The organism is Gardnerella greenwoodii 00703Dmash, assembly GCF_000263635.1.
GTDB lineage: Bacteria > Actinomycetota > Actinomycetes > Actinomycetales > Bifidobacteriaceae > Bifidobacterium > Bifidobacterium greenwoodii.
The window spans coordinates 55,478-72,856 of record NZ_ADEV01000006.1 but is presented as its reverse complement, the minus strand read 5'-3'; the positions used below and the strand labels follow the sequence as shown (position 1 = coordinate 72,856).

The following is a 17,379-nucleotide window of genomic DNA, read 5'->3' as shown; positions in this document are numbered from 1 at the left end:
AAATTGACGAGTCATGATTAGTATGAGCGGAAAAGCAATACGTAAATGGTGGGCGTTATTCGCTTTGCCAACATTTGCGGCTTTTATTATTGGTTTTGTTGTGCCGTTTATTATGGGCGTATATTTGAGTTTTACTAGATTCCACGCTGTTACGGATAGTAAATTCATTGGCGTTCGTAATTACGTTAAGGCGTTTAAGGATCCTCATTTCCTTCATTCGCTAATGTTCACTGTAGCGTTTACTGTTGTAACAACTATTCTTATTAACGTAATTGCTTTTGCAATTGCCTACATGCTTACTAAGAAGTTCAGTGGATCAAACGTTTTCCGCACTGTGTTCTTTATGCCAAATCTTATTGGTGGCATTGTGTTGGGCTATGTTTGGCAGCTGGTGCTTAATGGTATTTTGGCATACTTCGGCCGTTCTATTACATATTCTGCCGTGTATGGCTTCTGGGGATTGGTTCTGCTTATTTGCTGGCAGCAAATCGGCTATATGATGATTATTTATATTGCTGGTTTGCAAGCTCTTCCAGGAGATGTTATTGAGGCTGCAGCAGTTGATGGTGCAACCCCGATGCAAACGCTGTTTAAGATTACAATACCTCTTATGATGCCTTCGATTACTGTTTGCACATTCTTAACAGTCACGAACGGCTTCAAGCTATTCGATCAGAACTTGGCTTTGACGAACGGTATGCCTTCGCATAAGTCTGAAATGTTAGCTTTGAACATTTTCAACACTTTCTACGGGCGTACAAATGGTGAAGGCGTTGGTCAGGCAAAAGCAGTTGTGTTCTTCGTGATTGTGGCTGTTATTGCTTTGATTCAGAATATGCTTACTAGGTCTAAGGAGGTAGTGGCATGAACGAGAAAATGAAGCATCCGGTACTTTGGACAATCTTCTTTACCGTCGTAAGCTTACTTTGGATTTTCCCAATCGCTATAGTTTTTATAAATTCTTTCAAGTCGAAGATTTATATTGCTAGTGAGCCTTTTAGCCTTAACCCTAAGTCTTTTATTGGACTTGGAAATTATTCCCTAGGCATTGAGCGTACGAATCTTATAATGAGCTTCTGGTGGACTATAGTAATTACCGTTGGAGCTGTGATTTTAATTCTGCTTTGCACATCAATGTGCGCATGGTGGATTGTTAGAGTCAACAATTGGTTCGCTGTAATGCTTTACGTGCTGTTCCTATTTAACATGATTGTGCCATTCCAAATGGTTATGTTCACTCTTTCCGACATCACTAACAAGCTCGGATTGAACACTCCATGGGGATTGTGGATTATTTACTTAGGCTTCGGCGCTGGTCTTGCAGTGTTCATTTTCACTGGTGTAATTAAGGGAATACCACAAGAACTTGAAGAGTCTGCGATGATTGATGGTGCTTCTGTGCCGCGCATATTCTTCCAGATTATTATTCCAATTATGCGACCAGCAATTGTGTCTGTGTCTATTCTGCAAACTATGTGGATTTGGAACGACTTCCTGCTTCCGTACCTTACCTTGGACTTGAACAAGTACAAGACGGTTTCGATTGCAGTTCAGTATTTGAAGGGTGGCTATGGTTCCGTTGAAATGGGCGCCATGATGGGCTGCTTGGTTCTTGCCATTCTTCCAATTATTATCTTCTACCTCATCTGCCAGAAGTATATTATCAAAGGCGTTATGTCAGGTGCGGTAAAAGGCTGAGATTTCTTCTCCTCCAAAATCTCAAGTGGCTAAAATAATGGTGGTGACTACGGTCGTAAGATTTGTAAGTCACCACCATTGTATTGTTGGTAGGGGTATTGTTAGTACGTGTTGCTAGTAAGTACTGCCAGTAAGTACTGTCAGTAAGTCAGCTATAAATAGCGCAAACAAAGCGTAAAGGAGATATATTAAATGTTCTCGTTTGGAAGCCCGGATTCAAAGTTTGCGCAAGGCATGGAAACATTTGCTAATACAGTGTGGCTTACCATACTAATGATTGTTACTAGCATACCTTTAATTACCATTGGTGCAGCTGTTAGCGCAGCGCACGATGCTGCAAGACGTGTAGAAAATGCGGAAGGGCACATGACTTCTGCCTACTTCCGCGCTTTTGCCAGCAACTTTTTGAAATCAACTGTAATCTGGATTGTAATGGCTCCGTTTTTAGCTCTTATATTATGGGCTTGGATTGCAGTTAGAATACCACCGCTTTTAATCCCGCAATTTGCAATAAGCATAATCTGGATTCTTATAGCAGAATGGGTTTTTGCATTACAAGCGCGTTTTGAAAATTCCATTGGCAAAACTATTCTGAATGCTTTTATTTTCAGCGTTGCATACTGGCAAGCAACGCTTGGAATGGTTATTATTGACGCTATTTTTATAGGTCTTGTGGCTGCATCAGTTATTTACTTTCCGCAAGGTTTACCTTTGCTATTATTCATCGGTTGGGGATCGACTATTATGCTTCACACGCCTTTGTTGGAGCGTGTTTTCGCAAAGTATATTAAGAAGTAGTTTGTGCAAATAATTAATGAGGCGAGCATCATCGTAGATACTCGCCTCACATAGGACATCATTGCAAGAAATATTTTTAATTTGCTACTGTGCAAACCACATTCCTTGCGGGGAATTGAGTCAGTTTTTCAGTAAACCAACGTTTTAATTATACTCACTTCCTTGTATTTTCGCCGCGCATAACTGCTGTCATAGAAAGCACTCGTGGTGATTTAAATACTTCATCAGTGTGGATTACGCGACCATCTGCATCAGCAAGCGGAATACGCCAATTTGGATACTCCGTGCTAGTGCCAGGCTGATTCTGAGAGCGGCGCTCGCCAACAGCATCAACCAAAGCAACCTGCAAAAGCAAAGATGGGGAAGTGAGCATAATCGCGTGCATAGCTTCAACAATCTCTTGCACGTGATTTTCAACATCCTCGGCAGCTTCTTTACTAATCCAGCCGCCCTCAAGAAGCATCTTCATCATTGCATCACGCTCAGCTTGAGCTGCCTCTTGGAAGGTTTCTACGGAGTCTGTAAGCAGGTGAAGCTGTTCGCGAAGCTTTACATGCTCAAACGCAAGATAACCCGCTGTAGGTGGCATATCGTGCGTTGTAACGGATGCAAGCGCGTACTCGCGATACTTAGAAGGATCGGCAAATATAATCTGCTTCTTTCCAGCCTTCTTAGTTTCAGCCTCTGCATCATCGTCGTGAGTGAACCACTCAACAACAGTTCCAAGAACGCCGTGAGATGCAAGAACTTTAGAAACATACTTCGGTACAGTTCCCAAATCTTCGCCAATAACAACACCGCCTGCGCGAGTTGCTTCAATAGTCAGAACTGCAATCATTGCGTCTACGTTGTAGTACACGTATGCGCCGTTTCTTGCTCCCTGGCCTTGCGGAATCCACCACAAGCGGAAAAGTCCAAGAACGTGGTCAATTCGTGCAGCTCCAGCATGCAAGAACACGTTATGAACCATATCTCGGTAAGCAATATAGCCGGTTTCGTCCAGGTAATTTGGATCAAACGGAGGCTGGCCCCAATCCTGGCCCTGCTGGTTGTAGAAATCAGGAGGAGCACCAACGCTTACGCCGTTAGCAAATCGTTCTGGGCTCCACCAAACGTCAGCACCGTAGCCGTGCACGCCAACAGCCATGTCTTGCATAAGGCCAATTGCCATGCCTGCAGCCTTAGCTTCAGCGTGAGCTGCAGCAACCTGCTCGTCAGCAATCCACTGAAGCCAACGATGGAATTCAAACAAATCAGCATGCTCGCGCTTAAGTCGTTCAATTTGCGGAGTTCCTTTACTGGTAGTGTCAAACCACAAGTTTTCTCCCCAAGGAGCGCCCCAAACTTCAAAAGCAACACACCAGGTGGCAAAAGCATCAAGATCTTCACCGGAGCGATGCTTAAACTCAGTAAACTCGCGCTCGCGTTCTGCAGAGCGAGGCTGCTTGAAGATTATGCGCAGAGCCGGAAGCTTAGCGTCCCAAGCAGCGTTAATATCCATAGGATTTGGATTGTTGTTTTGAGGCGCAATAGACTCGTGTAATTGCTCAACTTTAGCAAGATCTTCGCCGCTCAATTCAGCATATTCTGGAATATCTTGCGGACGAATATACGTAACATTCAAGAATCTACGCGATTCAGGCAAATATGGCGAAGGCTCAAGTGGAGTTACAGGAGCGCATGCATGAATTGGATTAATCAGCATAAAATCAGCTTTGCCGATTTCGCCAGCATCCTTAAGTAGGCGACGCAAATCGCCATAATCGCCAATGCCCCAAGAGTCTTTTGAACGCACAGAATACATTTGCGTCATAAAGCCCCAACGGTGCTGCTTCTTTACGCTTTGTGGAAGAGGAATGCGTGCCGGAGCGGCAATCAAGGTAACGTCTGCATGCTGCGAGATTTCGCCGTTTTTATTCGTTACTTGCGCATGCAAAGTGTGGTATCCCATTGGCAAATCGTCAGGGAGCTCAGCGTATAGGTCGCCGTCGTCCTCGGTTAGGATACTTCCTAATTTGCCCTCGTAATCAGTGCCGTCTTCAAGAGTAAGCGAAAGTCTAATATCTTCCGGCTTAGCATCCCCAGCGTGAATTGGTACACAAGTTTTTGTGCCGTTAAATGAAACTACAGTTGGAGGAAGTAGTTCACTGGCTCTTTTAGCCTGCACTCGCTTGTACGATGACGCTATATTATCTTGAGTGTCAGCAGGCATTCCTAAGGCGTCAAGCACTCCAACCAATGCTTCGTCTGTAATCTCTGTGTAGCTTCCCTGCTGATCAATATAAAAAGTGGCAACACCGCATGCTTTTGCAAGTTTTATAAGCGGGCGTGCAAGACGCTCAGCGCTTTCTTCCATAGGCTTATCAGTGTCAGCTGTGCCGTTAGCTGTTTTGCTCATGGTGCTCCTTCTATCTATTAATCTGGCACATCCCTAACGTCGTCGTAAGCGTGCCAAACGTGCCACTATGGCGGTAGAGTGCAACTCAATACATCTCTGGATTGAAATACGCTCTGTCTGTCAATTATATAAACACCTGATATCGTTTGCAAATTAGCGTTGCGATATCAGGTGTCAGTTTTTTAAAACGCAGTTATTTAGCACTAAGCACTACGAAAGTGCGGCTTGGCAAATGCAGAGTAGTATTATTTTCTTCATTTGCAATACATACGTCAGACTCAGGCTTAGAGCCCGTCCACTCGGAATAATAATCGTTTGAATTAAGTATGCAATTCCAGCCCTTAGACTTTGTGCTGTGAATTGTTGGTAGCTCAACAGTTGCGTCTTCATGATACATAGGATTTGCGCAAACAGTAATATTATTGCCGATTCTAGTAGCTAAAACAGTGCGATTAGATGTAGTAAGCTGCTTTCGCTTGCCGTCGTACAATGCGCTGTATTCTGCTCGAAGCGCAATAAGATCCTTATACCAATTAACTAAAGGCTTGAATTGTTCAGCGCGCGCCCAATCAAGCTGGTTTAGCAAAACGCCTCTATTGTAAGAATTATCGCAACCGTGCTTAGTCCGTCCAAACTCTTCTCCACTTAGCATAAATGGGATTCCAGCAGAGCAAAGAACAATTCCGGCTGCAAAAATATTCGCGTTCAAAATATCTGCAACCTGCTGCTTGTCTTGTGCATTAAACTCAAAATCGCCAGCATTGTCGCGCATAGAAATACAAAGCTTATCCCACAAAGTTAAATCGTCGTGAGCAGAAGTGTACTGAACGATTTGGCCAACTTCTTTACCTGCAGAAGGCGTATCTCTCCACGCATCCAACGCTTGACGAGCAGCATCGCAGCACCAAAATTCGTTGCCATTAACATAGCCTCGGTCGCGATGATTCATAACATTGCCTTTAAGGGAATCGCGAGATTCGTCACTAAACCAGCCAATGCGCTCGTTAAGAGTATGACGTCCTTCCTTATTTCCCAAAGAAATTGCTTCGTCGGCAGCAGGGTCTGAAGCGCCCCAAGGTTCGCCGTACATAACAATATCTTTGCCTCCAGGAAGCTCATCTAATGCAGCTCGTGCCTGATTTAAGGTTTCAGTATCCGTCAAACCCATAAGATCAAAGCGGAAGCCGTCAATATGGTAGCAGCGCGCCCAATGCAGCAAGGATTCAATAATAAACCTGCGGAACATAGGGTGCTCAGAAGCCATTTCGTTGCCGCATCCAGAACCATTAGAGAATGATCCATCTGCGTTACGCCTGCAGAAGTATCCAGGAGCAACACATTCAAAAGCATTTTCTGCGGAACGGTACATGTGGTTGTACACAACATCCATAATTACGCGCTGACCATTAGCGTGCAGGGATGCAATCATTGCTTTACATTCGCGTATACGTGCAGTGCCATCGTAAGGATTGCTGGAATACGCGCCTTCAGGAACGTTATAAGCGTGAGGATCGTAACCCCAGTTGTATAGAGAATCTAATTCTTCGGCTGAAGCACCATTTTTGCGCGCATTGTCGATTGCAGCTTCGTCAACTGTTGCAAAATCGTAAATAGGTTCAAGCTGTACGTGAGTAACGCCAAGCTTCTTTAAATAATCCAATCCGGTAGGGAAGTTGCAGTCGGAAGAATCTGGTTTTTGTAAAGTTGTATGCTCTTCGGTAAACGCGAGATACTGACCGCGATGCTCCGGCTTAAAACCGCCATTAGAGTTGTTGCTGAAGTCAGCAACATGCGTTTCCCACACAACCATTGCGTGGCGCACAAACTTAGGGGACTTATCTTTATGCCAATTGGCAGGAGATATGCGCTCTTCGTCCACAACAAGGCTGCGCTCGCCGTTTACGCCGCTTGCAATACCCCAAGGGTCGCTTGTGCGATTTACAGTGCCATCAGGGAAAGCGATGAGATAATCGTAGTATATGCCGTCCAAGCGTTTGCGGAAATTAATACGCCAAGCGCCGTCGTGCAGCGGTTTTAACTCGTGTGTTTGAGTAGGTTCGCTGTTATTGCCTGTTTCAAAAAGTCTTAAAGTTACAGTTTGTGCAGTCGGAGCCCACATGGTGAAAGTTGTGGACTTTGAGTTCAAAGTAAAACCGAGAGGACCTTCGTACACTGGCCAGGTTGCCGAAGATTGGAACGTCATGTGTAATATCCTTCTTATTTTGTTATTTCGTAAGTACTATCTTACTGTATGTCTTGCAATTAAGTGTGATATTAAATTTTACGATTTACTTATTTTTAATTTATTGGTTGGAATTTTTATTTTTACGCAACTTTATTCGAGCGTTATTTGGCTTAATGCAGTAAGGTTTTGTAACCAGTATCGTTTTGAGTCAAACTGCGGGTAGCTTAAGTTATTTTAGATTATTTTTAGCCTCGACTATTTAATTTTTTATTTAATTATTTAGTTAGTTACTTTTTTTGATGTGCTGATCTGTGTAATAGAGAAGGCCGAAACGCTCGAAAGCGCCTCGGCCTTCATCTTTTTTTAAATCCTACAAATCACTTGCAGAATATCAGCCCTTAACGGAGCCAGACATGGACTCTTCGTAGAAGCGCTGCATGATGATGAACAGGATTGCAATAGGAATCGAAACGCACACAGCGCCTGCGCAGAATCGTGCAAACCAGTGGCTAATGAATTCCCTATCAAGCATCTTCCACAAGCCCAAAGCAACAGTGTAGTTGTCCTGGCTGTTGGCAATCGTCTTAACCATAACGAAGTCAAGCCATGGGCCCAAGAAGCTTGTAATTGCCTGGAACACAATCATAGGCTTGCAGATTGGGAGGATAATCTTGTAGAACACCTGCCAAGTAGTGCAGCCATCCAAGTAAGCAGCTTCATCCAAAGACTTTGGAATGGTATCCATGTAGCCCTTCATAACGTAGAAGCCGGCGCCGCTACCTGCAGAGTAAACGATAATAAGTGCGATTAGAACAACCGAACCATTCGTCAAACCGAGAGCCTTCAAAATGAAGTAGATAGCGATAACTGCCATGATGCCTGGGAACATGCCCAAAATCAAAGCAATATTCATGAATGTCTTACGTCCGCGGAAGCGAAGGCGAGACATGCAGAACGACACGGCAAGTACGAAGAGCAAGGAAATAATGCACACGAAAATGGACACAACCAAAGTGTTCAAGAACATGCGCGGGAAGTCCAAGGCTTCGCGCTCGGTGAACAAGCGAATATAGTTATTGAACGAATACTCTGTTGGGAAGAATGTCTTCTGGAATGGAGATTCGTTCTTGTTGAAGCTTTCCAAGAAAACCCAAACAATTGGAATCAACCAAATAATCGACAGTACAGCCAAGAATAGGTGGGAGAAAATATCTCCAATTATTCTTCGTATACGTTGATCTTTAAACAGAGAGACGCTACGAGTGCTGTGTACAACAGGTTCTTGCTGCATAGCGGTATTTTTATTACTCACCGGAATCCCTCCTCGTTCTTATAAGATCCAGAGTTGCGATACGTAATAAGTGCTACGACGGCTAGAACAATGAACGTCATAATACCGATAACAGCACCAATGTTGTAGTCTCCGCGATCCACTGTCAACTTGTAGAGCCAAGTAATAAGCAAATCTGTCTTACCTGCGGAAGAATCAAGTGGTGTCGGTTCGCCGCCAGACAAGAGGTAAATAACGTTGAAGTTATTGATGTTACCAGTGAAGGTTGTAATCAAGTATGGCGTCATCACGAAGATGATGTATGGCATAGTGACGTTCATGAAACGCTGCCACCAGCTTGCACCATCGAGCTCTGCAGCTTCGTAAAGTTCTGCAGGAACATTCTGCAAAATACCCGTAATCTGCATAATCGTGAATGGAATACCAACCCAAAGGTTAATAAGAATAACTGTTACGCGAGCCCAAGTCACATCCTGGAAGAATGGAAGAGGTTGAGAAATCCAATGGTTTTCCAGAAGGATGCTGTTAATAGCACCATTGCGCTGAAGCATGTTGTTCATAACAAGCAAGGACACGAACTGTGGAACTGCAATGGTAAGAGAGAAGCAAGTACGCCATAATCCCTTAAGACGAGTGGACTTGCGGTTAATAATCATTGCAATAAACATACCGAAGAAGAAGTTCAGGAATGTTGCAAAGAATGCCCAAATAAGAGTCCACAGCAAAACGTCGAAGAATGTAGCTGCGTTAATAGAGCTCTTAGCGTTACCAATCGCGAAGAAGTTGTTTAATCCAGTCCAAGTAAACAGAACTGGGTGCTTCCTATCGTAGCTGGTGAATGCCATAGAAATCATGAAGATCAATGGCAAAATGGTGAAGAGAACAATACCTGCGGTTGGAAGCGTCATTAAACCAATGTGCGCTTTGCTGTCGAGCAAAGACGAAGCGTCTTTAATAAAGTTTACTGGCTTTTGGCCGCTTGCTGTAATAGCCTGTGCCTTATAAGCGCTGCGTAGAGATAGCGTTGCTAAGTAAATGAGCACGATAATTGCTGCAATCGCCATAACGCTGTACAGCAAAATTTCTACAGAATTATCGCCGGCAGTGTAATGATAGAAACCATTGACTTTAATCTTGCCTTGCTTTTTTGTACCAAGCGTAAGAATTTTTGGAAGGTACTCTGCACCGGTTGTGAATAAGAATCCAAAAAGAACAGCTTCGCACAGAAGGAACAAAATGCCTTTAATGAACTGTTTGCGAACAAAAGTGCCGAAACCAAAGATAATAACGGAAATCCACGAAAGAATGTCTGCGTGCTCTGCAGCCTCTTTCAGTGAATATGGTGAAGGAGCAAAGCGTTCTATATTTGACGTCTTCTTCTGGCGCCTTTCTCGCTTTGTGGATGTCGTGCCAGTCATGACATACCTTTCATATAAACAGTGAGTGCTTTAGAGAAGTATATATAAATAGCACGCCCCGGCCCCTTTTCACTAGAGTGGGGACTGGGGCGTGCTATTTGCAAATGCACAAGTTACTTGTAATTTTCACTTACGCATTTATATAAATTTATTTAATTATCGAAAGTAAATGCTTACTTTACGGCGCCAGCTAAGCCCTTGGCAAAGTCAGCGGTCTTGTCAGCAGCATTTGCTTCGGTAACTTCATGATTAGCAATTGCCTTACCGAAGTTGCCCATTGGCTCCCAGAAGCTACCCATCTCAGGGATTGCTGGCTGCAAGACAGAAGTCTTAGCAATGGTTTCCATCTGAGCAACAGCAGCTGGATCAGACTTTACGGAATCAGCAAGAGACTTGTCGGAAGGAATAACGCCCTGCTTCTCGTAAGCAATCTGCTGGGACTTCTTGGAGCCCAAGAATGCAGCGAACTTAGCAGCCATCTCTGGGTGCTTGGAGTTAGGGTTGTAAGCAACAGCCTTAGAACCAGCGAAGGACTTCATCTGATGTTCGCCGGATTCGGTCTTGAAGGTAGGAAGAGCAGCAGCAGCGTAGTTGTCGCCGAGAGACTTCTTTACATCAGCAGCATCCCAAGAGCCGGAGAAGTAAGCGTCAACCTTACCGCTCTTGAGGCCGTTCAAGCCAACGCTGTTGCCATCAAGAACGAAGTTCTTGTTTGCGAAAAGCTTTGCGATATACTTGGTGACTTCAGCAGCCTTGTCGCCGAGCTTCATGCCAGCCTTGGCGTCAGTGCCCTTCTCGCCGAAGAGTGTCATGTTGCCATCGAGGTAGAAGCCTGGGAGGTACCAAGCGTTGCTAAGATCGAATGCAACCTTGCCCTTCTCGAGCATCTTGTCGAGGGACTTTACATCGTCAGCGGAGAACTTAGCCTTGTTGTAGTACATGAACCAGGTGTTGCCGGTGTAAGGAACGCCGTACATGTTGCCGTCCTGAGCAGTGACGGAATTAACCAAAGTATCTTCGTTCTGTTCCTTAACCTGCTTTACAGCGTCATCGCTCAACTGGCCAATTGCGCCAGCCTTAACCAAGTCGCCAAGCTGATCGTTAGGGAAGAGATAAACATCAGCAGCAGCCTTTGCATCCTTCTTTACAGACTCAGCAGCTTTTGGTGGCTCAACAACAGTGTTCTTGAACTTAACGTTTGGATTGGCCTTCTGGAATTCCTTCTCGACGGTGTCAACCCAACCGCCTGCCTTCTGATCTTCAGAAGCAGACCAAACTGTAAGCTGAACAGGGCCGGACTCGGCAGCCTTATTATCGCTATTTGTGCTAGAACCGCAAGCTGCAAATCCAAACAATGTAGCAACAGCAAGACCTGCACCCAGCATCTTCTTAATATTCGTCATCCTTGACCTCCTATATCATGCCAAAAATTGGCACATCATTTGGTGGCGTAGTAACGGATTTCGTTGTGGCGCAACATCGCGATAGCTGCGTAGAGCAGCGTCACAAGTCTCACAAAAATCCGTTCGTAAGCAATGTGTAGTATACACGGATATTATGTCGTTTGCAAATGAGTGGCGGGTTATTTGTATTTTTTCGAATAATATGTTTTTTAAAGTGTCGTCGTATAAACTTTATATAGCAACAAAAGAAGGGTAAAACAATGGGATTATATAATCACGCACAATGGCTTAAAGACGCGGTTTTTTACGAAATTTATCCGCAAAGTTTTTATGATGCAAATGGCGATGGCATAGGCGATATTCAGGGAATTATTGAAAAATTAGATTATGTAAAATCGCTTGGTTGCAACGCAATTTGGCTTAATCCTTGCTATGATTCTCCTTTTAAAGACGCTGGTTATGACGTGCGTGACTACAAAAAAGTGGCTGCTCGCTACGGCACTAACGAAGACTTGCAGCATCTTTTTAACGAAGCTCACACTCGCGGAATGCATATTTTGCTTGATTTAGTGCCAGGTCACACTAGTGAAGAACATGAATGGTTCCGAGAAAGTTCAAAAGCTCAAGAAAATGAGTTCAGTAAGCGCTACATTTGGACTGATAGTGCGTTTAGCGGCTATTCTATGCCATTTATTGGCGGCGAAAGCGAGCGCGACGCAACGTATATTCTAAACTTTTTCAAATGTCAGCCGGCATTAAACTACGGTTTTGCGCATAGGGATCGAGCTTGGCAATCTTCGCCTGATTCTAAAGAGGCTGCCGAAACTCGCGCCGCAATGGTTGATGTTATGCGTTTTTGGCTTTCGCTCGGTGCCGACGGTTTCCGTGTTGATATGGCTGATTCGCTTGTAAAAAACGATGACAATAATGGCGAAGGAAGTCTTGGCAAAGATAATACGATTCACGCATGGCAAGAAATGCTGGGCGCTGTAAAAGAAGAGTATCCTGATGCTGCTTTTGTGTCCGAATGGGGAAGGCCTCGCCAGGCTCTTGCTGCCGGATTCGACATGGACTTTTATTTAAGCTGGCGTTGGGATGGGAATCCTAACGGTTATGCGCGTTTGGCTAGGGATGTTGACAACGCTTTAGACAGTAATCCTGAGCATGATCACAGTTACTTTTCGGCGCGAGGCGGCGGAAGCATTTGCCCATTCTTAGACGACTACTGCCCGCAGTATGAGTCAACCTGTAATCAAGGCTACTTTAGTTTCATCACTTGCAATCATGACACGCCGCGCATGGCTCCGCGCCTAAATGAGCGTGAGCGCAGAGTCGCTTTTGGCATGCTGCTTACAATGCCTGGCGTGCCTTTCGTGTATTACGGCGACGAAATCGGCATGAAATATCGCGATATTCCAACAAAAGAAGGCGGCTATGCTAGAACCGGCACGCGAACGCCAATGCAGTGGGATGACACAAAAAATCTTGGATTCTCAACAGCTGCAAAATCTAAATTATACTTGCCTGTTGAAGCGCGAGCAGATGGAAGAACTTGCGCAAATTCTCGCAAACAAGCAGTGGAAAGTGGCGAAATTACAACAGTTTCTGCGCAAATTAATTGCGAAAATTCCTTCCTTTCTTGGGTGCGCTCGCTTATTGCGCTTCGTCATCAGCGCGCTTCTTTACAAGCTGACGCTTCTTGGAGAGTGCTGTATGCTCCTGTTGACGGCCGCGGCTTTGCTTACGAGCGTTGCGCAAAAAATAACGAGGGAGAATCAGCTTCAGAAAGAAGCATCGTTGTTATGAACCCTGGAGTAAACGCAGAAACAGTACCGTTTGAAGCGCTGGCAAATCTTACTCAGGAAGCAGTCGAAAATCCTTTGCTAAAAATTGGCGAAGTATTAAGCGATGGAAATTCTTTGAAACTCGGCGCGCAAAGTTTCGCAATATTCAATCTGCCGCTTTAAGTCGTAATAAATACTGCGATACAATAAACGGTAGTAAAACAGAGCAGTAAAAAATAAGCAAACGCTACTTAGAACGACGCTACTTAAAACAACGCGTGAAAACAAGGGAGTGCAAGTCATGGATGTGCTAAAGCCTAAAATTCGTGCAGATAAAAACATAAAAATGGGCATTACTTTGCGCAAGTTTAAAATGCTTGGCGCATTCATGATGATGCTTAGTGCATTTAGCGCTCCCGTAATACCGCATTTGTTCGGCGGCTTGCGCAAAGATAACATGCTTGCTCTTACATTCGCGGTTCTTTGCGAAGTAGTTAGTTGGACTGCGCTGCCATGGTATGCGTGGATTCTTATGCGCGGGTATCACAATACGCATAACGTGAATCTTTACATATTGCGACTTTTGATTTTGGCAGTAATTTGCGAAGTTCCGTACGATCTTACTACATCCGGTTGTGCGTTTGATTTGCGCTCGCAAAATCCAGTGTTTGCGCTGGTAATTGCGCTGTTTGTTCTTATTGGGATTGACATGGTTCGAGAGCGTTTTAACGGTTTTTCTCGCGGTGCTGCGTATGTTGCGGTAGTAATTGCAGGATTATTGTGGAATATTATTGGCAAAGTTTATGTGCGTCAGCAAATTTTCTGGGGAGGCGCAATATTTCTTGTGTTTGTGCTGATTTTTGAGCTGATGCAAAAGCATGAAATTCGCATGGAGCTGATTGCCGGCATGTTTGGCGCCATGTCGATGCTTGCGCCAGGCATTGGTGTGGCAGTGTTGCACTATCGCAGCCCTTATGGTGACGGGCATAAGGATTCGCAAGCATTTCGTTGGGCTATGTACGCTTGGTACCCGGTAATGCTGGCGATTGCAGCATTATTTGCAGTGTTCGTCAAATAGAAGCGTGCGCAAATTAATAAAAAGCAAAGGTGCAAAATAATGGAATCTTCTAAGTTGGGAATTTTTTATAAGTACGCAGCCGACTCAAACGCAAAGGCTCAGGATACTCAGGTAATTAAAGGCGAAAAGTGGCGAATTACAGTTATTACAGATTCGCTGTTGCGTCTTGAATGGAGCGATGATGGAAAGTTTGTTGACAATCCTACGCAAACTGTAATCTGCCGCAATTTTGCTCGCAAAAGTGCTGACGCTCAGCCGCAATTTAGTGCGCGCACAAACGAAAATGGATGGCTGGAAGTCGAAACTGAAAAGCTGCATCTTACTTATAATTGCGAAGCTTTTAGCAAAGAAGGTTTAAGTATTGTTGTGCGCGGAGTGCCGTGCACGCAGTTTAATACGTGGCATTACGGAGACGCGTGCCCGGGGAATCTTCTTGGAACTTTTAGAACTTTGGATCAGGCTAACGGCCCGGTAAAACTCGGTAAAGGAATACTTTCGCGCGACGGATGGTCTGTTTTAGACGATTCTGCAACTTGCGAAATTGTGCCAGCTGAGGAAATAAATGGCAAACCAAACCCGTATGGGGCTTGGGTTAAGTCGCGTGCGCAAAAAGTTAGCGAACAAACTGGAAGATATAAAGACTTGTACTTCTTTGGCTATGGACACCACTATATTCAAGCAATTCAAGACTTTTATAAGCTTACGGGCGCTCAGCCGCTGCTGCCGCGTTTTGCGCTAAGCAATTGGTGGAGCCGCTACTATCGCTACCGTCAAGACGAATATTTGCAATTGCATAATCGTTTTAAGCGTGAAGGCATACCTTTTAGCACGGCTGTTATTGACATGGATTGGCATGTGACGGATGTTGATTCTAAGTATGGTTCTGGTTGGACGGGCTATACGTGGAACGAGGAGCTTTTCCCGGATCATCGCGCTTTTTTGCGTAAACTTAACGCTGCTGGATTGTCTCCAACTTTGAACTTGCATCCGCGCGACGGCGTGCGTGCGTTTGAAAAAGATTATCCGCAAGTTGCGCAAGATGCTGGCATTGATCTGGCAAGCGGCAAAGCTGTGGAATTTGATTTAACAAATCCGCAGTTTGTGAAGGCTTACTTCAACATGCATCACCGCATGGAAGATGAAGGCGTGCGATTTTGGTGGATTGACTGGCAGCAGGGTGGAGTGACGCGTGAGCCTGGCTTGGATCCGCTTTGGATGCTTAACCACATGCACTACGAGGACGCTGCGCGCGAAGGCCGTTGGCCGCTTACTTTCTCTCGTTACGCTGGTCCTGGTTCGCATCGCTACCCAGTTGGATTCTCGGGAGATACCGTTACTACTTGGGATTCGCTTGCTTTCCAAACTTACTTCACTTCTACAGCTTCCAATATTGGCTACGGATGGTGGAGTCACGATATTGGCGGACACATGCTTGGCGTGCGCAACAACGAGTTGGAAGCGCGATGGTACGCTTTCGGCGCGTTTAGTCCTATTAATCGTTTGCACTCTACCTGCTCGCCATTTGCTGGAAAAGAGCCGTGGAATTTCCCTCGCGAGACTCGCGAAGCAATGGTGAAAATGCTTCGTTTGCGCGCGGAACTTTTGCCATACGTTTATACGATGAATTATCGCGCGGCTTTTGATGGCAGGCCGATTATTGAGCCAATGTACTGGCAGTCGCCGGAAGTTGGAATGGCTTACGAAATTCCTAACGAGTACCGTTTTGGAAGCGAGCTTATAGTATCGCCGATTGTTTCGCCTAACGACGCGGCTGCTTTGAGCGGATGTGCTGGAGTTTGGTTGCCGGAAGGTGATTGGTACGATTTGTTTGACGGGCGCAGGTATGTGTCTCGCGGCTGGAATGGCCGCAGATTTGAAGCGTGGCGCTCGCTTGACCGCGTTCCGGCTTTTGCGCGCGCTGGAGCGATTGTACCTCTGCAAGTTTTGCCGGAAGTTGCAGATTGCGAGCGTAGTGCTGAGGCTGCTGAAGCGGTTAATAGTATTGAAAATCCGCAATCTTTGCGTGTTCTTGCATTCCCTGGAGCTGACGGCGAATTTGTGATGCGAGAAGATAACGGCGATTTTGCTGCAGCGTCTGCTGGAAATACTGCTAATACACGTATGAATTTTGTGTGGCGAGACGGCAATGGTTCTTCGCAATTTATTATTTCCGGTGTTGCAGGATGCGATGCTGCCGTAGAATCTGTGCCGCAAAAACGCAACTGGAATGTTGTATTTAGAGGAGTTGCTTGTGCAGATTTTGCGCACGTGCGCGTACTTGTGGAGGGAAGAGAGCTTAACGCAAGCGAGTTTGCGGTTTCTTACGAAGGCGAAGAGTCGACTTTGAGCTTGTCGGTTTCTGTGAAAGACGTGCCAGCTCGTTCGGAAGTTCGCGTAATTGTTGACGGCGGATTGCAAATCGCTGCCGACCCTAAAGTTGGAGACGCTTACCGATTCCTGCTTCAAGCGCAAGTGCCGTACCGCGGTAAGGAAATGGCTTTTGACGCAGTGCGAGATGCTGGCGGAAGTGCAAGCGCTATTGCTGCAATCTCAACTCTTGAATATGAAAACGAATCGGAAGCAGAAAAGTATCGCAACAGCGTTGATATGCTTAACGCTTACGCAACTGATCAGCCTTCCGTAGTGAAGTGGGCGCAATGGCGTTGCACGCTGCCTGTTTCGGTAAAGCATGCGCTTGAGGAGATTTTGCTGCGCTCGGTTGAGTGAGTAGGTCTGTTTATTGGCAAACAGACCCTATGAAAATTGACTTTGAAATGGTACAATTCATCATTAACGGGCTGCATGGACGCAATAAAATACGCTAAAAGATTGCTTCATGCAGAAATATACATTTACGCATATTTGGATGCATTTTTAAATGCGTACGAGGCATAATTTAAAGCCTAGAGAGCATAAGTGCATTTTGAAGAGGAGGAATTATGGGTTCAAAGTCTGTAAAGCGTGAGAGCAAGGTAATCTTGGATGCTTCTGTTAGCAGCGCTATTGCGAAAGCTGTGAATACACGCAAAGTGGCTGCGCTTACTATAGGCGCTGCTGGAGTGCTTGCCGGTGCTGCGTTAGCCTTTAGCATTACTCCTGCGAATATTGCAAAAGCTGCAGAGGTGAAAGATTCACAGGTTGTTCAAAGTGATGCTCAAAAAGGCGAGCAACAGAAGAATGCGCAACAAGCTAACGATAAGCAGGTTCAGAAGAAAAATGTGACTGAAACTCCTGAAAACCAAATGGGGGGGGTCTGCCTTCTAAGAAGGACGTTAAGCAAACTAAGGTAGAGAAGCCTGAAGTAGAAAAGACTCAAGTAAAGCAAA

Annotated in this window: 12 protein-coding genes; 7 read left to right on the top strand and 5 right to left on the bottom strand. The window is 45.2% G+C overall.

Annotation, left to right across the window (positions count from 1 at the left end):
- Nucleotides 1–13: 13 nt before the first annotated feature.
- The 3 genes from NG78_RS03535 (at nt 14) to NG78_RS03545 (ending at nt 2,496) form a co-directional block, all read left to right on the top strand.
- Complete coding sequence (locus tag NG78_RS03535) at nt 14–868, top strand: carbohydrate ABC transporter permease (RefSeq protein WP_004574757.1); 855 nt, start codon at nt 14–16, stop codon at nt 866–868.
- Nucleotides 865–1,698, top strand: coding sequence for a carbohydrate ABC transporter permease (locus NG78_RS03540; protein WP_004574756.1), 834 nt, complete (start codon nt 865–867; stop codon nt 1,696–1,698). The genes NG78_RS03535 and NG78_RS03540 overlap by 4 nt, the downstream gene beginning before the upstream one ends.
- Nucleotides 1,699–1,890: 192 nt before the next feature.
- A complete protein-coding gene (locus NG78_RS03545) occupies nt 1,891–2,496 on the top strand; it encodes a DUF624 domain-containing protein (protein WP_004574755.1) in 606 nt (201 codons plus the stop codon).
- 154 nt (nt 2,497–2,650) lie between these two features.
- Here NG78_RS03545 and malQ read toward each other — a convergent pair whose 3' ends face one another.
- The 5 genes from malQ to NG78_RS03570 all read right to left on the bottom strand — a co-directional run bounded on the left by malQ (nt 2,651) and on the right by NG78_RS03570 (nt 11,191).
- Complete coding sequence (gene malQ / locus NG78_RS03550) at nt 2,651–4,894, bottom strand: 4-alpha-glucanotransferase (RefSeq protein ID WP_004574754.1); 2,244 nt, start codon at nt 4,892–4,894, stop codon at nt 2,651–2,653.
- A gap of 193 nt (nt 4,895–5,087) precedes the next feature.
- On the bottom strand, nt 5,088–7,097 hold the full coding sequence (gene pulA / locus NG78_RS03555; protein ID WP_004574753.1) for a type I pullulanase: 2,010 nt from the start codon (nt 7,095–7,097) through the stop codon (nt 5,088–5,090).
- 373 nt (nt 7,098–7,470) lie between these two features.
- A complete protein-coding gene (locus tag NG78_RS03560; protein ID WP_004129320.1) occupies nt 7,471–8,391 on the bottom strand; it encodes a sugar ABC transporter permease in 921 nt (306 codons plus the stop codon).
- A complete protein-coding gene (locus NG78_RS03565) occupies nt 8,388–9,788 on the bottom strand; it encodes a carbohydrate ABC transporter permease (RefSeq protein WP_004574752.1) in 1,401 nt (466 codons plus the stop codon). Before NG78_RS03565 ends, NG78_RS03560 begins: the two co-directional genes overlap by 4 nt.
- A gap of 173 nt (nt 9,789–9,961) precedes the next feature.
- Nucleotides 9,962–11,191 carry an extracellular solute-binding protein gene (locus tag NG78_RS03570; protein ID WP_004574751.1) on the bottom strand — a complete coding sequence of 410 codons (1,230 nt, stop codon included), beginning with the start codon at nt 11,189–11,191 and terminating at the stop codon, nt 9,962–9,964.
- Nucleotides 11,192–11,451: 260 nt separating this feature from the next.
- Here NG78_RS03570 and NG78_RS03575 point away from each other — a divergent pair, with 260 nt between their 5' ends.
- From NG78_RS03575 to NG78_RS03590, 4 genes are all read left to right on the top strand, one after another.
- On the top strand, nt 11,452–13,158 hold the full coding sequence (locus NG78_RS03575) for an alpha-amylase family glycosyl hydrolase (RefSeq protein ID WP_004574750.1): 1,707 nt from the start codon (nt 11,452–11,454) through the stop codon (nt 13,156–13,158).
- A 118-nt stretch (nt 13,159–13,276) separates the two neighbouring features.
- Nucleotides 13,277–14,053: a TraX family protein gene (locus tag NG78_RS03580; RefSeq protein ID WP_004574749.1), complete on the top strand. Its 777-nt coding sequence runs from the start codon at nt 13,277–13,279 to the stop codon at nt 14,051–14,053.
- 39 nt (nt 14,054–14,092) lie between these two features.
- Nucleotides 14,093–16,780 (top strand): glycoside hydrolase family 31 protein, encoded by a 2,688-nt coding sequence (locus NG78_RS03585; RefSeq protein ID WP_004574748.1) that lies wholly within the window; start codon nt 14,093–14,095, stop codon nt 16,778–16,780.
- A 212-nt stretch (nt 16,781–16,992) separates the two neighbouring features.
- Nucleotides 16,993–17,343, top strand: coding sequence for a hypothetical protein (locus NG78_RS03590; RefSeq protein ID WP_004574747.1), 351 nt, complete (start codon nt 16,993–16,995; stop codon nt 17,341–17,343).
- Nucleotides 17,344–17,379 lie beyond the last annotated feature (36 nt).

Bases quoted from the DNA above. Each gene is read 5' to 3' on its own strand.
- NG78_RS03535 (WP_004574757.1), top strand. From the start codon at position 14: ATGATTAGTATGAGCGGAAAAGCAATACGTAAATGGTGGGCGTTATTC.
- NG78_RS03540 (WP_004574756.1), top strand. From the start codon at position 865: ATGAACGAGAAAATGAAGCATCCGGTACTTTGGACAATCTTCTTTACC.
- NG78_RS03545 (WP_004574755.1), top strand. From the start codon at position 1,891: ATGTTCTCGTTTGGAAGCCCGGATTCAAAGTTTGCGCAAGGCATGGAA.
- malQ (WP_004574754.1), bottom strand. From the start codon at position 4,894: ATGAGCAAAACAGCTAACGGCACAGCTGACACTGATAAGCCTATGGAA.
- pulA (WP_004574753.1), bottom strand. From the start codon at position 7,097: ATGACGTTCCAATCTTCGGCAACCTGGCCAGTGTACGAAGGTCCTCTC.
- NG78_RS03565 (WP_004574752.1), bottom strand. From the start codon at position 9,788: ATGACTGGCACGACATCCACAAAGCGAGAAAGGCGCCAGAAGAAGACG.
- NG78_RS03570 (WP_004574751.1), bottom strand. From the start codon at position 11,191: ATGACGAATATTAAGAAGATGCTGGGTGCAGGTCTTGCTGTTGCTACA.
- NG78_RS03575 (WP_004574750.1), top strand. From the start codon at position 11,452: ATGGGATTATATAATCACGCACAATGGCTTAAAGACGCGGTTTTTTAC.
- NG78_RS03580 (WP_004574749.1), top strand. From the start codon at position 13,277: ATGGATGTGCTAAAGCCTAAAATTCGTGCAGATAAAAACATAAAAATG.
- NG78_RS03585 (WP_004574748.1), top strand. From the start codon at position 14,093: ATGGAATCTTCTAAGTTGGGAATTTTTTATAAGTACGCAGCCGACTCA.
- NG78_RS03590 (WP_004574747.1), top strand. From the start codon at position 16,993: ATGGGTTCAAAGTCTGTAAAGCGTGAGAGCAAGGTAATCTTGGATGCT.